General features: G+C 36.9%; 14 protein-coding genes and 1 pseudogene. 9 read left to right on the top strand and 6 right to left on the bottom strand.

The window, feature by feature from the left end; all coding sequences use genetic code 11:
• Positions 1-49 precede the first annotated feature (49 nt).
• The 6 genes and pseudogenes from RVS70_RS00730 to RVS70_RS00705 all read right to left on the bottom strand — a co-directional run bounded on the left by RVS70_RS00730 (position 50) and on the right by RVS70_RS00705 (position 4539).
• Complete coding sequence (locus RVS70_RS00730; protein ID WP_026681182.1) at positions 50-1009, bottom strand: PhoH family protein; 960 nt, start codon at positions 1007-1009, stop codon at positions 50-52.
• Between the two features lie 2 nt (positions 1010-1011).
• On the bottom strand, positions 1012-2232 hold the full coding sequence (gene yqfD / locus RVS70_RS00725) for a sporulation protein YqfD (protein ID WP_121605271.1): 1221 nt from the start codon (positions 2230-2232) through the stop codon (positions 1012-1014).
• Positions 2233-2243: 11 nt separating this feature from the next.
• Entirely contained in the window at positions 2244-2528 is a 285-nt protein-coding gene (gene yqfC / locus RVS70_RS00720; protein WP_026681184.1) for a sporulation protein YqfC, read from the bottom strand.
• Positions 2529-2781: 253 nt separating this feature from the next.
• Positions 2782-2925 carry a hypothetical protein gene (locus RVS70_RS00715; protein ID WP_162986409.1) on the bottom strand — a complete coding sequence of 48 codons (144 nt, stop codon included), beginning with the start codon at positions 2923-2925 and terminating at the stop codon, positions 2782-2784.
• A 319-nt stretch (positions 2926-3244) separates the two neighbouring features.
• Positions 3245-3392 (bottom strand): annotated as a pseudogene (locus RVS70_RS00710) (IS256 family transposase); the annotation flags it as partial.
• 184 nt (positions 3393-3576) lie between these two features.
• Positions 3577-4539 carry a helix-turn-helix transcriptional regulator gene (locus tag RVS70_RS00705; protein WP_281949032.1) on the bottom strand — a complete coding sequence of 321 codons (963 nt, stop codon included), beginning with the start codon at positions 4537-4539 and terminating at the stop codon, positions 3577-3579.
• A gap of 106 nt (positions 4540-4645) precedes the next feature.
• On the opposite strand from RVS70_RS00705, the gene RVS70_RS00700 reads away from it, so the two are divergent.
• From RVS70_RS00700 to lpdA, 9 genes are all read left to right on the top strand, one after another.
• Positions 4646-5125, top strand: a complete 480-nt coding sequence (locus tag RVS70_RS00700) for a GyrI-like domain-containing protein (RefSeq protein ID WP_026682497.1) — start codon at positions 4646-4648, stop codon at positions 5123-5125.
• An 895-nt stretch (positions 5126-6020) separates the two neighbouring features.
• Positions 6021-6491, top strand: a complete 471-nt coding sequence (locus RVS70_RS00695) for a PTS sugar transporter subunit IIA (RefSeq protein ID WP_226983657.1) — start codon at positions 6021-6023, stop codon at positions 6489-6491.
• A 27-nt stretch (positions 6492-6518) separates the two neighbouring features.
• Complete coding sequence (locus RVS70_RS00690) at positions 6519-7871, top strand: PTS galactitol transporter subunit IIC (protein ID WP_200862580.1); 1353 nt, start codon at positions 6519-6521, stop codon at positions 7869-7871.
• Between the two features lies 1 nt (position 7872).
• Complete coding sequence (locus RVS70_RS00685; protein ID WP_166530734.1) at positions 7873-8517, top strand: L-ribulose-5-phosphate 4-epimerase; 645 nt, start codon at positions 7873-7875, stop codon at positions 8515-8517.
• A 26-nt stretch (positions 8518-8543) separates the two neighbouring features.
• Positions 8544-8828 carry a PTS sugar transporter subunit IIB gene (locus tag RVS70_RS00680; RefSeq protein WP_026682501.1) on the top strand — a complete coding sequence of 95 codons (285 nt, stop codon included), beginning with the start codon at positions 8544-8546 and terminating at the stop codon, positions 8826-8828.
• 626 nt (positions 8829-9454) lie between these two features.
• Complete coding sequence (locus RVS70_RS00675; protein ID WP_051388427.1) at positions 9455-10450, top strand: thiamine pyrophosphate-dependent dehydrogenase E1 component subunit alpha; 996 nt, start codon at positions 9455-9457, stop codon at positions 10448-10450.
• 13 nt (positions 10451-10463) lie between these two features.
• Positions 10464-11447, top strand: a complete 984-nt coding sequence (locus RVS70_RS00670) for an alpha-ketoacid dehydrogenase subunit beta (protein WP_026682503.1) — start codon at positions 10464-10466, stop codon at positions 11445-11447.
• 11 nt (positions 11448-11458) lie between these two features.
• On the top strand, positions 11459-12826 hold the full coding sequence (locus RVS70_RS00665; RefSeq protein WP_026682504.1) for a 2-oxo acid dehydrogenase subunit E2: 1368 nt from the start codon (positions 11459-11461) through the stop codon (positions 12824-12826).
• 11 nt (positions 12827-12837) lie between these two features.
• A complete protein-coding gene (lpdA, locus tag RVS70_RS00660; RefSeq protein ID WP_321132389.1) occupies positions 12838-14214 on the top strand; it encodes a dihydrolipoyl dehydrogenase in 1377 nt (458 codons plus the stop codon).
• Positions 14215-14545: the final 331 nt, after the last annotated feature.

The following is a 14545-nucleotide window of genomic DNA, read 5'->3' as shown; positions in this document are numbered from 1 at the left end:
GAAAATACAGAAATAAGACCCAGTAAAGGGGTCTTACCTATCCAATCATTTACTTATCTTTTTCGTACGCATTGATAATTCGCTGAACTAATGGGTGTCTTACTACATCTGTCTGTTCTAAATATACAAACCCTATTCCTTTTACACCATTTAGCAGCTTACTAGCTGTAAATAATCCAGATTGAACACCTTTGGGCAAGTCAATTTGTGTAATATCTCCAGTGATTACCATTTTTGAACCAAATCCTAAGCGGGTTAAAAACATTTTCATTTGTTCAGGCGTCGTATTTTGAGCCTCGTCTAAAATAACAAAAGCATCATCCAATGTTCTTCCCCTCATATAGGCTAATGGAGCTATTTCAATAGTCTCGCGCTCAATCAGTCTAATTGTATGCTCAGCCCCCAATACATCATGCAAGGCATCATATAAAGGTCTTAAATATGGATCTACCTTCTCTTTTAAATCACCTGGTAAGAAGCCTAAGCTCTCTCCTGCTTCAACAGCAGGTCTAGTAAGAATAATCTTTTTCACCAATCCATTTTTTAAAGCATGAACTGCCATAACTACTGCTAAATAGGTTTTTCCTGTCCCTGCTGGCCCAATGCCGAAAACAAGATCATTTGCTTTAATGGCTGAAATGTAACTTCTCTGTCCCAAAGTTTTCACGCGAATAGCCTTGCCCTTCGCATTTTTAGTAATCTCATCTTCAAAGAGCGTTTCGAATTGATTCAACTTCCCTTTTTGTGCTAGATCTACAGCATAGACTACATCTCTTTCGGCTATTTTTAAGCCTTTACGTATAACCGATAACATGGTTAATAAAATGTCTTGAGCAAGGGAAACAGATTGTTGATCTCCAGAAACAAGAACCTGCTCTCCCCTTGTTACGATAGAAATATTAAGAAGTTCCTCCAACTGAATAAGAAATTTATCGTTAGTGCCAAATAATCCTAAAGCTTCATTTGGACTTGTTAGTTGTAAATCAATTTCTGTAAGGTTTTCTGGCATACTTAATCTCCTTGACGTAAAGGTTGTGTTTCGACAATATTCTCTTCTACACTCATATATAAGTTTAGTTTAACTTTACCACGCTCTACAGATTCATGCAAAACTTTTTCTGACAGTATTTGTGCCTCTGGTCCCAACTGTAATCTTAACTCTTCTTTAGCTTGTTTAATCCCTGTTTTAATGGCTTGGTTTTTCGTCCTTTCCTCTTTTTTATACGTTTTTTCGCTGATTAAAGTTTCAATCATTTTAACAGGTAACTCCCATTTTAAAAAACGAATCGGATTTTCTGTTATTTCACGTTGATCATACGTGTATTCAGGTGTTTTAAAACCCCAGATTGGTAATTGAAAGTTGCCAAAACCTAAATAAAACTTCTTCTCTTTATTTCCAGTAAGCTGCTCTGAACTTGCGTTTAATGGAACTGTCACTTTTACTTCATACCAAGTAGTTGCTGTGATTTCTCCATCAGCTGCGACATAATCGACCTTTTTCTCTTCCTTCTTTGCATCATCCTCTTCTGTACTTTTGTCACTCATCTTCCCAGAAACAAGAATATCCCCCGGATGGACATAGTCATTCACCTGCACTTTTGGTACACCACTTGACACATACATTTTCTTTATAATTCCTTTTTTCGAAGCAACTAGATTTCGAGGACCTGGGTTTTCTTCTTCTTTCACTACTACTTTTTCGACACCTTCTAAGAAAAAGGTTGTCCCTTTTTGGTTTATACCTACCCATAATAACTCAGGTACGTCATCTAATAATTGTTGTTGTATTTCTTTTGGCGAATCCAATGAAAATATCCACGTACCAGCATGTATTCCATATTGTTCTAATTGCTTACTGATCTTTTCCTCAATATCTTTTGGAACACCAGTTATCTTAACCTCCCAGAGAATATTGGAGAGAAATAGAATAAGTAACACACTACATATAAATCCTAGTAATAATTCTTTTTTACGTAAGAAACGTCGAATGAAGAATGGGTAACCTTTTCTATTCGTAAATCTAATTTTATAAACTGTTCTGCTTCTTAATTGTTTTACTTGTTTAATATCGCTTAACTTTATATTGCCCTCACATACATCACTTTCAGTCTTTCTTACATTCCAGACACGTATTCCAGAACTTGTACATTGTTGAAAGAAAAGTTCAGGCCTTTTACCAATAACTGAGATGGTAACATAACCAGTTACTACGGATTCTTGTATATGCTTCATGTCCTCCTCCTTTAATGATCTGAAATGAATTTAATATCTCGAATAGTTCCTTCTAGCAATATTTCCTCGGGTAGCATCATTTTTAGTACGAATGATGATCCCGTAATTTGAATATATCCTTTGTTTGCCTTTAATTTAAGTTCCGTATCAGAATATGTTGCCAATCCTTTATGGTTCTCAATGTATACATGTAGTTGACCAATAACTGTAATCCTAGGTAGTTCAAGTACTACATCTGAAGGAAGTGCAAAATATTTTGTTAACCACGGTAGGATACCTTGATGCCATTTCTTCACAATGCAGCCCCCTCTCTCATACATATTTATGAAAATAATCATTAGTTAAGAACAACTACATCATAAAATCCTCCGTTTATATCAGGTTGTCATGATAAAAGATCGCAACACACTAGAAAAACTGAGCAAAATTCGCTCAGTCCGTATCACTAAATGCTCAGATTTACGCTTCCTCTAGTAGCTATTATGGAATAATAGCTACTGCTTGACCACCACTCCGGCTGCCCACTTCCCTTTCCGTGGGGTTTGTCCTTCAGCTAACTTTTTTGAGCAAAACCCGCTCAAAAAAGTGGATCTTCAGGTCAAACAATTCCGACAGGAGTTGAAGTGGGCGGCCTTCGCTATTATCAGGCTCTACAATGCTAGCATAAAGTAACACAGCTGCTTTTATACTCACGGATAGCGATTTTCACTTTACCCATTGTAAAAAAAGTCAACCTATTACTTATGACAAGAATTGTTGCACCTTCTCATAGCGGAGGCTAATTACGTAGACTCCTGCGGGAATTGCGCGAGCCGAAAATCCACTTTGCAACGTGTTCTTCTTTGCAAAGTTAGTTGAGGCCGTGCCCGCGGAAAGCGAAGTAATTAGTCGGAGCGTTGCCAATATACATCAAACATTTCAAAATAACTACTCGGCTTAACGCAGTCATTGCACTGATTTTATACTTTCTTAACTTTTAAAAAAGCCCCTCATAAGAGGAGCTTTTAGTGAGGTCTATTTTGCCTTTTAATATCGTCTCAAACATAGACCAAATATGTCTTTGAATGCATTTGCAAATCTTTTATCGTTTCAGGTTGATACTGTTCAATAATCTTGTTAGCTAATTCTACGGAGTTAAGATCACTTTTAGATTTCCCCATTTAAAACGCTCTTTTAGCTTTATAGTTAGTATTCTACCAAATAAAAAGCTGTGTAAGTAAGAAAACGTATGCATTTCTTACTTACACAGTTAATATTACACTCCCTTATCTTTAGGGGCTCTGAAATAGAAGATAACGTGGAACTAGATAAACTCAAAATTACTGAGCTTTTAACTGGCCACGCTTATTGGCAGTATAAGCATAATCTCTCTTGTAAACTTTCTAAGACTTCTTCTGGAACTTCCTTGAATTTAATATCCTCACCTAGGAAAAGAAGCCAATTTGTTATATCGTTCAATTCTTCGGGCATATTAACATCGATAAAAGTCTTCAGAACGGCTGTGGCTTGGTAGGGATTCGTATAGGAAATTGAAAACTTTAAAGGATGGTATTTTTTGAACTGGACAATTGCCTTTGGACCAAATTCGATGACAAGGTTGATTGCTTCTTCCTGCTTACTTAGTATTTCTAAAACCTTTTTCTTATTTACTCTTTTTTTTGTGGGGTATGGTTTTACATTGGTGAGGTGATCGACAGGAAAAACCCTCCTCCTTTCTTCTTTTAAGTCAAATCCCTCAATTTGCCATAAGCTTTTTTCACGATAAAGATGCAAGAGATAAATTGGATATGACTTTATTACCCTCCCTTCTTTGATGGTAATCAATAAATGGCTATCCAAAAGAAGGAGTTGTATGAGTTTTTCTAACATAGGATGAGGGAGGTCTGACAGATCAAGTAAATCAGGATTATTGGGATTGGTACCTTCGAAAAGCAAGATTTGATTTAATAAAACTAGGGTTTCTTGTTGGTTTTCTGGGATGAGGCCTAGCAATTTTTCAGCTAAAGACTGTCGACTTTTTAAATAGGGAAGTTGTTGATTTCTTGAGGCCATAAAGGCAATAAAAAGTGCTTTTACTTCATTATCGGTAAAGTGAATAGAAGGTAGAACAGAGTTGTTAATGATAGAATAACCTCCAGCTCTTCCAACCTCTGCTTCAAGTGGCATCCCCATAGCTTCAATTTCTCTGATATCCCTAATAGCAGTTGAACGAGAGATGTTAAATTCCCGCATAATTTCAGAAATTGTAAAGTAGGAGCGGTTGTTAATATACCGCATGATGGTATTAATCCGTTCAACTTTTTTCATTGTGACCTCCTAAACAGTATCATTTTTTGACATGATTCAATGTTATTATAAACTCAGCAAGTAAAAAAACAAATCTTTTGTTTAATTAAAAAGGAGGAATTTTGAAATGGCAAATTATACTTTAGAAGAAAAGGACAGTTTTACTGTTTTAGGTATTGGAACAGAGCTTAAGAGTGATTACACAGACTATGCTGGTATTACTAAGGAAAAGGCAGATTTTTGGCAAGCTGTCAATCAAGATGGAAGGCTTGATAAACTAAAAACTGTTGCAACAAATGACTACATTTTTGTTGTAAACGAAGCAGTGAATAATAAGATGATGCATTATGCTGGTGTCATGACGGAGGAATCCTTACCAGAAGCAACTAGACTTATTCAATTTCCTAAAGGGGAATATATCGTTGTTAAAGGGGAAGCGAATACAGATGAAGAGTTGAGTAACAAGCTTACTGGTATTGCCTTTGGTGAAGTCCTGATGGAAGTAACGGATGTATCCTATGTTGGTGGTCCAAATGCAGCAGTTGTGATGGGACAGCAAGACGGCTTAGTATATGGTGAAATGTGGATCCCTGTTGTTAGAAAATAAAGAGATAAAAGGCGGGATGGAAATCTCTCTACTTACTAAAAGGATGATTTAAAATAGACATCATAAAACAGATTACTAATGGTCTCCGTTGCCAATAAGTGATCTGTTTTGTACTTTTGATAATTTTAAATGATCATTATATCTTTTATCTAAAGTTGAAAAATGTATGGAACTAAAGTTTGAAAATAAAAAATTAAAATAAAAAATTAAAATAAAACCCTGATTCTTCTACTTGGCGTAGATAAATCAGGGTTTTATTTTCCAAAAAGTGTCTTAACGTTAGTTTTTGTCAAAAAGCTGGTAGTACCTATTGCTTAACGTTGTAAATCCGCATCTTCCTGACGCTATCCCTACATGAAGGAAACTTGGCGACGCTGGCAAATGAACGCATTATGTGAATGAGATAACTCAAACAGTAAAGTTCCTATGTTATTTTTTGTTGATTTTAGAATAACAAAAAACACGTTTTTCATTATGAGGTGTGCCTCACCTAGCCATTTCCAATGAATATTTCTAAAGTGTAGATACTCTCCAAAACATATTAATAGACGTAATCAAAAATGACGTGACCCTTGTACCGGTGTCGCATCTCCCTTAGTGATCCCTTGAAAAGTTTAAGCTATTATTGATTCCCTTTTAAGCACAACAGCCGAAAACCTTGGTTATCAACCAATTCCTCAGGTAAAACTAGACCGAAACCATAAGTTTCTTTAATTTTTAAAGAGTTTATTTGTTTGTAAATCGTCTAGCAAACCTAATGAAAATTGTATTGACAATTGAAAGAGGAAGGGGTATCATTTTTACAAATGTAACTATTTGTAACAAATGTAATTTTCGTTACCTCTATTATGAAAGGGTTTACAATTAATTAGGAAAAGGAGGCAGTAAATTGGAAATGAATAACGTAATTAGTGAAGACCTGGTTTTCTTTCTAGACGTGAATCATACCGATGAGTTATTTGAAGGGATGTTTACGGTGTTGCATCAGAAAGATTTCGTCAAAAGCAGCTTCTTAACTGCAATAAAACAAAGAGAGGTTGAATACCCGACAGGTCTAGCTACGGAAACCATAGGTGTAGCATTACCACATACTGATGCTGAACATGTCAAAAAGGAAGCAATTGGTATTGGTATACTGAAAAATCCAATCACTTTTCGACAGATGGGAATGGCTGATGCAAATGTACAAGTCAACGTAGTATTTATGCTTGCACTACAAAAACCTGAGAATCAACTAGAAGTATTACAGAAAATAACAGGTCTTATTCAACATAATAGTTTTTCAGAAATGTTAATGAATTGTTCTACGAAGAAACAAGTAATTACTACGATAGAACGTTTTACAAAAGAAGTACATGTTAATTAATCTCTTTTTAGAATAAGGAGGAATATTATGGATTACTTGCAATGGTTTGTGGATCTTGGAGCTAGCGTTATGCTACCAATCATTATCTTTGTTTTTGCGTTGGTTCTAGGCTCTAAGCCAGGAAAAGCATTTCGCTCTGGATTAACAGTAGGTATCGGTTTTATTGGTTTAAACCTAGTAATTGGACTATTAACGGATAGTTTAGGACCAGCTGCACAGTCCATGGTTGACAACTTTGGCTTCCAACTAAATACCATTGATGTTGGTTGGCCTGCTGCTGCTGCTATTTCATATGGTACTGCTTTAGGTAGTTTAGCAATCCCACTTGGTATTGCAGCAAATGTGATACTACTTGGTATTGGTTTAACAAGAACGTTAAATGTTGATGTTTGGGATTACTGGCATTGTGCATTCACTGGATCTTTAGTTTATGCACTTACGGGAGATTTTGGATTAGGTATCTTTACGATTATCGTTCACATTCTATTGATCTTTTTCTTAGGAGATATACTTGCAAAATATATTGAGAAATTTTATGGTTTTAAAAATATTACTTTCCCTCATGGGGCATCTGCACCGTCATTTTTAGTTGCATTACCTTTTAACTGGTTATTTGATAGAATTCCGGGATTTAATAAATTAGAAGCAAATCCAGAATCTATCCAAAAAAGAATGGGAATCTTCGGAGATTCAACTGTAATGGGTGTTTTAATCGGTATAGTTATCGGTATTTTAGCAGGTTACAATGTTTCGGAAGTATTACAGCTATCTGTACAAACCGGAGCTGTCATGATGTTAATGCCAAGAATGGTTGCATTACTAATGGAGGGATTATCACCAGTGTCTGAGGCTGCGGGGAACTTTGTTAAAAAACGTTTCCCAGGAAGAGACTTATATATCGGTATGGATAGTGCGTTATCTGTAGGTCATCCTGCTGTATTATCTGCATCATTGATCATTGTTCCAGTTACACTGTTCTTAGCAGTATTTTTACCAGGTAACACCGTATTGCCATTTGGTGACTTGGCAACAATTCCTTTCTTAATCTGTTTAATGGTTCCTATTTTTAAAGGGAACATCGTTCGTACAGTAATTGCTGGTTCTGTTTATATTGCTGTTGGTTTATATATTGCTACTTGGGTAGCACCGCTATTTACAAATTCAGCAGTTGCTGCCAACTTTGATATGGGAGGAAACACAAGTATCTCTGCACTTGTAGATGGTGCCGTTTGGACAACATTTGTTTTCGTCTGGTTACCTAAAGTATTTAGCTGGTATGGTATTGGTGCATTAGGCTTAGTTATTCTTTTAGGATTAATCTATGTGAATAAAATCAAACCGAAGCAAAAACTAAAATCCTCTAATGAAGGAGTGGCATAGTGTGTACTCTGAATTACGTGAAGAAATTTGTCAGGCAAACAAAAAGCTTAAGGATAATGGCTTAGTACGATGGACGAGCGGGAATGTTAGTTATCGTATTCCTGGTATTAATCGAGTAATTATAAAACCTAGTGGTGTAGATTTTGATGACTTGACTGCTGCAAGTATGGTTATAGTCAACTTAGCTGGAGAGGTAATTGAAGGGGATCTTAAACCATCCGTAGATACAGAAAGCCATTTATATGTTTATAAACATATGGAAAATATCCATAGTGTAATTCATACGCATTCTCCTTTTGCAACAAGCTTTGCTATAAGAGGAAGAGACCTTCCTAGTTATACAACAACTGCTGCTAACATTTTTAAACATCGTGTTCCATGTTCTGGGTTTGCTTCTATAGGAGGTGAAGAGATTGGTAGAGAAATTGTTCAAAACATCGGAGAATCACCAGCAATATTATTGAAGAACCATGGGGTTTTTACTATTGGTGAGTCTATTGACAAAGCATTAAAGGCTGCGGTTATATTAGAAGAGACTGCTGAATATGCTTTTTATGCATTATTACAAGAACCGAATATCGATCCTCTATCAAGTGAAATCATAGAGCAATGTAATGATTTTTATCTAACATCTTATGGACAATAATAAAAGATAAACTGGAGGTATTCATGATGAAAAAACTTTTAATTATGTGTGGTACCGGTATTGCAACGTCAACTGTCGTAACTGGAAAGGTGAAAGAATGGCTTAAAGACAATAATCTAGATGATAAAGTTTCTCTACATCAGTCTAAAATAAGCGATGAACTAGGAAGAATTGATGATTATGATGTAATAATTTCCACTACACTTGTACCAGAAAACGTTAAAGAAAAAGTTATAGATGGAGTACCATTATTAACGGGAATGGGTATCGACGAAATGTATGATAAAGTCCTTCAGAAATTAAATAGTTAAGATAATAATAAACTTTCGTTAATCCTTAACGGAAGTTTATTTCGTGTTAAGCAAGTATTGTCTTGTATTTACTAGTAGTTTAGCTAAATCGTAGTTAGTAGTAGATAGAGAATGTACCGTAATTTTTGTTTATAAATCTGGAGAAAGATATCACTTAACAGCAAGGAGGGATCCGCTACAGTGTAGCCTATGGAATAGGCTTTATTTTAATTTAGGAAATGAAGAAAATTATAAATTTTAACCATGTGAATAAATATGGGCGTGTTGAGCCACGTTCAATTCCAGCGCCTAAACTAGACGACTTCACGCATCTTTCTAAGATAAGTCATTATTGGCTCGTAAGCACATCGTGATTCCTTTATCTCTATTGACTCGCTCCAGTCGCTACATTTCTAATCGAGCGATTGTGGCTTTGTTCCATCATTGTTTGTGGGGAAGTATACCAACCACCATTTCAAAATTTGTTCTTTTTATATTAATAGAAACAAAGCAGATAAACCTAAGCTTTCACTACTAATAATTAAAAAATTAATGATATCGCATTAAAACCCTTGACGCAAGCAGTTAAACATACTATGATTATTACAAATGTAATCATAAAGAACATTTGTAAAAAATAGGGGTGAATGAAATTGAAATTGACAGAAGAGAAGTTATTAGCTCCAAAGATTAGTAACGAAAAGTTAGTAGGTTTGTATAAACAAATGTGGCTCATTCGTTATTTTGACGAAAAAGTAGATGAGTTTTTTGCCAAAGGCATGATTCATGGTACCACCCATTTAGCTGTGGGACAGGAGGCAAGTGCATCCGGAGTCTGTGCATTATTAGATATTGATGATAAAATCACGAGCACACACAGAGGACACGGGCATTGTATTGCTAAAGGTGCAACAGCTGACAAAATGATGGCAGAGTTGTTTGGTCGTACAACTGGTTATTGTAAAGGTAAAGGTGGATCCATGCACATCGCGGATGTTGACATGGGGAACTTAGGAGCAAACGGAATTGTTGCAGGTGGTATTCCTTTGGCTGTAGGTTCTGCTTTAACTGCTAAAATGAAGAATCTGAATTATGTAACCGTTTGCTTTTTTGGTGATGGAGCCACGAACGAAGGAAGCTTCCATGAAGCAGTAAATCTAGCTTCTATCTGGGATTTACCCGTTATTTTTGTTTGTGAAAATAATCAATATGGAATGTCAGGGTCTGTTAAAGAAATGATCAATGTGGACGACATTGCAACACGAGCAAAGGCTTATGGCATTCCTGGTGTTGTTGCTGATGGAAATGACATTATAGAAATAATGAATGTTACAGATGATGCGATCAAACGTGCTCGTCGTGGTGATGGTCCAACTCTTATCGAAGCCAAAACATATCGCTGGAAAGGTCATTCGAAGAGTGATGCGAAGAAATATCGTACACGTGAAGAGGAAAAAGAATGGCGTGCGAAAGATCCAATCAAACGATACAAGCAAGTTTTAATTGATGCTGGTTTATTTACGGAAGAAACAGCAGAAGAACTTCGTTTAGCTGCGAAGAAAGAAATAGAAGATGCAGTTAAGTTTTCAGAAGAAAGTCCGATGCCAACTTTAGATGACTTGTTAACAGACGTTTATGCATAGGAGGGAAAATCAAATGAGAGAGATAACTTATTTAGAGGCAGTACGTGAAGCAATGAGTCTAGAAATGCGTAAAAATAAGGATGTATTTATTTTAGGGGAGGATATCGGTGTTTATGGTGGAGCGTTCGGTGTTACACGCGGCATGATAGAGGAATTTGGCCCAGAGCGTGTTCGTAACACTCCAATTAGCGAAGCAGGTATCGCTGGTGCTGCAGTAGGTTCAGCACTAACTGGTATGCGACCAATTCTTGAATTACAATTCTCAGATTTTATTACGATAGCATTAGATCAAATTGTTAACCAAGCGGCGAAAATTCGTTATATGTATGGTGGAAAAGGAAAGGTCCCAATGGTAGTGAGGACTCCAAGTGGCTCTGGAACAGGTGCTGCTGCACAGCATTCTCAAAGCTTAGAAGCATGGGTAACGCATATTCCAGGGCTTAAAGTGGTTCAACCTTCTACTGCCTATGATGCAAAAGGATTACTGAAGGCCGCAATGGATGATGACAATCCTGTTATTTTTTATGAACATAAATTATTATACAAAACTTCTTCAGATGTGCCTGAAGAAGCATATAGTCTGCCATTAGGTAAAGCGGATGTTAAACGAGAAGGTTCTGATGTCACTATTGTCGCAACAGCAATCATGGTACACCGTGCACTAGAAGCAGCAGCAGAACTTGAAAAAGAAGGAATCAGTATAGAGGTGATTGACCCTTGTACTTTAGTACCGTTAGATGAAGAAACCATTATTAAATCGGTAGTGAAAACAGGACGTGTGGTTGTGGTTCACGAAGCGGTTAAACGAGGTGGATACGGTGGTGAAATCGCTAGTATGATTGCAGAAAGTGAAGCGTTCGATTATCTTGATGCTCCGATTAAACGTCTGGGTGGAGCACCGTCTCCTGTGCCATATCATCCAGATCTTGAAAAAGCACATGCTCCACAAGTATCGAATATTATTCAAGCTGCAAAAGAAACTTTAAACAAGGTTTAAGGGGGGGTATCATGGCGAAAGAGGTTTTTATGCCAAAATTAAGTAGTACGATGGCAGTTGGTACCGTACTTCAATGGTTCAAAGAAGAAGGGGATTCGGTTGAAGTCGGTGAACCACTTTTTGAAATCATGACAGACAAGATTAATATAGAAGTTGAATCCTATGAAGAAGGAATTTTGTTGAAGCGATACTACGATGTAGATGATGAAGCTCCAGTTAATGCGGTTGTTGGATATATAGGTGAAGCTGGAGAAGAAGTTTCTGATACACCTCCGGAAGTTGTCGGTAGGGAGTCAGGAGAAGATGAAACGATGGATTCTTCGCCAACTAGGAATGATGCTGATTCAAATTCAGGTGTAACTGCTAAGGAAGAAATTGAAGAAGTGGTGGATAATGATAGGAGAGTGCGTGCGACACCTGCAGCTCGTCGCATAGCTCATGAAAATAATGTAGTGTTAAGCATGGTTTCAGGATCTGGTCCTAAAGGAAGAGTACATGAATTAGACGTTATGACATATGTGAATGGAAATAAAATATTTGTAACACCACTTGCAGAGAAAATTGCTAAGGGAAATGGTGTGAATCTCCGTCAGGTTACTGGAACGGGCCCACGTGGCAAGATTGAAAAAGCGGATGTCCTAGCGTTTGTTGAGTCTCAAGAAGCACGATCTAGCTCAAATACTCATGCCACAGGTGAGCGTGTAAAACTAAAAGGCTTACGTAAAGCGGTTGCGGATAAGATGATGGATAGTGTTCGTACGATTCCGCATGTAACCCTTACAAGTGACGTTGACATGACAAAAGCTATGGAATTGCGTAAGGCATTATTACCAATAATCGAACGTCAAACTGGATATCGTCTCTCGTATACAGAAATTATCATGAAGACGGTTGCGTATGTTCTTGAAAATCATCCTAAAGTAAATGCTTCAGTAGTTGGTGACGAAATCGTGATGAACAATGAAGTGAACATTGGTTTAGCAGTTGCTGTAAAGAATGGATTGATTGTTCCTTCTGTGAAACAAGCTAACCAAAAAGGATTAACTGAGCTTACAGAAACAAGTAAGACGTTAGGAGCTAAAGCTAGAGATAACAGGTTAACTCCTGATGAAATGAGAGGAAGTACCTTCACGATTAGTAATCTAGGAATGTATGCAGTTGATGGATTCACCCCCATCATCAACCCACCAGAAACAGCGATTTTAGGAGTTGGTAGAATTGTAGAGAAGCCTGTAGTAGCTAATGGTTCAGTTGTGATTCTTCCAATGATGGTTCTAAGTCTATCATTTGATCATCGGGCAATTGATGGTGCTCCGGCTGCGGCATTCTTAACGGAGCTAAAGGAATCTTTAGAAGATCCATATAGCCTATTGGTTTAGGAGGAAACGACATGAAAAAATTTGACTTGGTTATTGTCGGTGGTGGTCCTGGTGGTTATGTTGCTGCTATTCGTGCAGCTAACGCAGGTCTTTCTGTTGCTCTTATTGAGGGAAGATACCTTGGTGGTACGTGCCTAAACCGTGGATGTATCCCATCAAAGACATTCTTAAAACATGCAGAAGCATTCAATCAAATTAAAAACGCTAGTTGCTACGGTATTACCGTTAATGATTTTTCTTTCTCCATGGAAGAGATGGTGAGCCGTAAGAATAAAGTTGTAAAACAATTATGCAGTGGAATTAAAGGACTACTGAGTCAGAATAAGATTACCTTTTATCAAGGTTTTGGTACGGTACGCGATGATAAAACTATTTCGGTAGATATAGGTAAAGGTACGGAGAGTCTCCAAGCAAGCAATGTTATTTTGGCAACTGGTTCTCAACCATTTGTTCCTGAAATACCAAGATTAGATAAAATAAACTATTATACGAGCGATACTATTTTTGATATTGAAGAAGTTCCTTCCCATATGGTTATTGTTGGTGGAGGAGTAATCGGCCTAGAGCTAGCTTGTGTGTTTAATAGTTTAGGCACAAAGGTTGATCTGGTAGAAATGGCCGATAGAATAATACCTACTGAAGACCCCGATGCTTCCGCATTCTTGACAAAACAGGTGGTTGCAAAGGGAATAACAATCCATACGAATACTAAAATCACAGGTTTTAAAGACGTTCATCCTACTGTGGTTGAAATGGAGAAAAACGGAGAAAAGGTTGGGCTTGAAACGAATAGTGTACTCCTATCAGTTGGCCGTGTACCGAATGTAATCGGTTTAGATGAATTGTCCGTTGAATTTGATGGCCGATTTGTTAAAGTCGATAAAAACTTAAGAACTTCTGTTAGTGGAATATATGCAGTTGGTGACTTAATTGGCGGATATCAGTTAGCTCACGCAGCTAGTCAAGAAGGAATATATGCTGTTAATCATATTCTGGGAATTACACATAAAAAAGACTTACCGATGCCTCGATGTATTTATACATTTCCTGAAGTTGCTAGCGTAGGGATGACCGAACTAGAAGCAAAGAAGGCTGGATATAAGGTTAAAACTCAGAAAGTTGATTTAGCTGCAAATGGAAAAGCGATTGCTGCAGGAGAAAACAGTGGATTTATGAAGATTATTGCTGATGAGAAGTATGGTGAAATTCTTGGGGTAGTTATGGTTGGAGCACATGTAACCGAAATGATTAGCCAAGCTACATCGTTCATACATTTAGAAGGAACTGTGGAAGAAATGGAGTCCATGATCCACCCACATCCAACTGTATCTGAAGCACTATTCGAAAGTGCAGCAGCTTGGTTAGGGAAAGGAATACATTATAGTTGATTGAACATAACCCAGGCAGAAATTTGCTTGGGTTAGTTTTTCTATGTGCGCCGTCCTAATAGGGTGAAGTTTCGCTGATAATGGTATTCCACTCTTAGTTCCTTCAGAATAAAAGTGATAATCCTGGTATAATCAGGAATTCTCTTAAACGTTTTAACTGGAATTTTTCTTAATCTAATTATTGTACCTTTAATACATCTCCTTGTAAGACTATGATGTAGATTACATAAATTTTTTATAAACTTTTCTATAAATCAGCTCACTAACATAATTAATTAACACTATAAGTAGAAGGTATACAAATTATTAATGCTGATGATGTAACTTAGGT

Origin of the sequence: Virgibacillus sp. M23 (assembly GCF_034190895.1) — a bacterium.
Taxonomy (GTDB): domain Bacteria; phylum Bacillota; class Bacilli; order Bacillales; family Amphibacillaceae; genus Virgibacillus; species Virgibacillus salarius.
The sequence above is the reverse complement of the archived record's forward strand: the minus strand, read 5'-3'. Positions and strand labels throughout refer to the sequence as shown.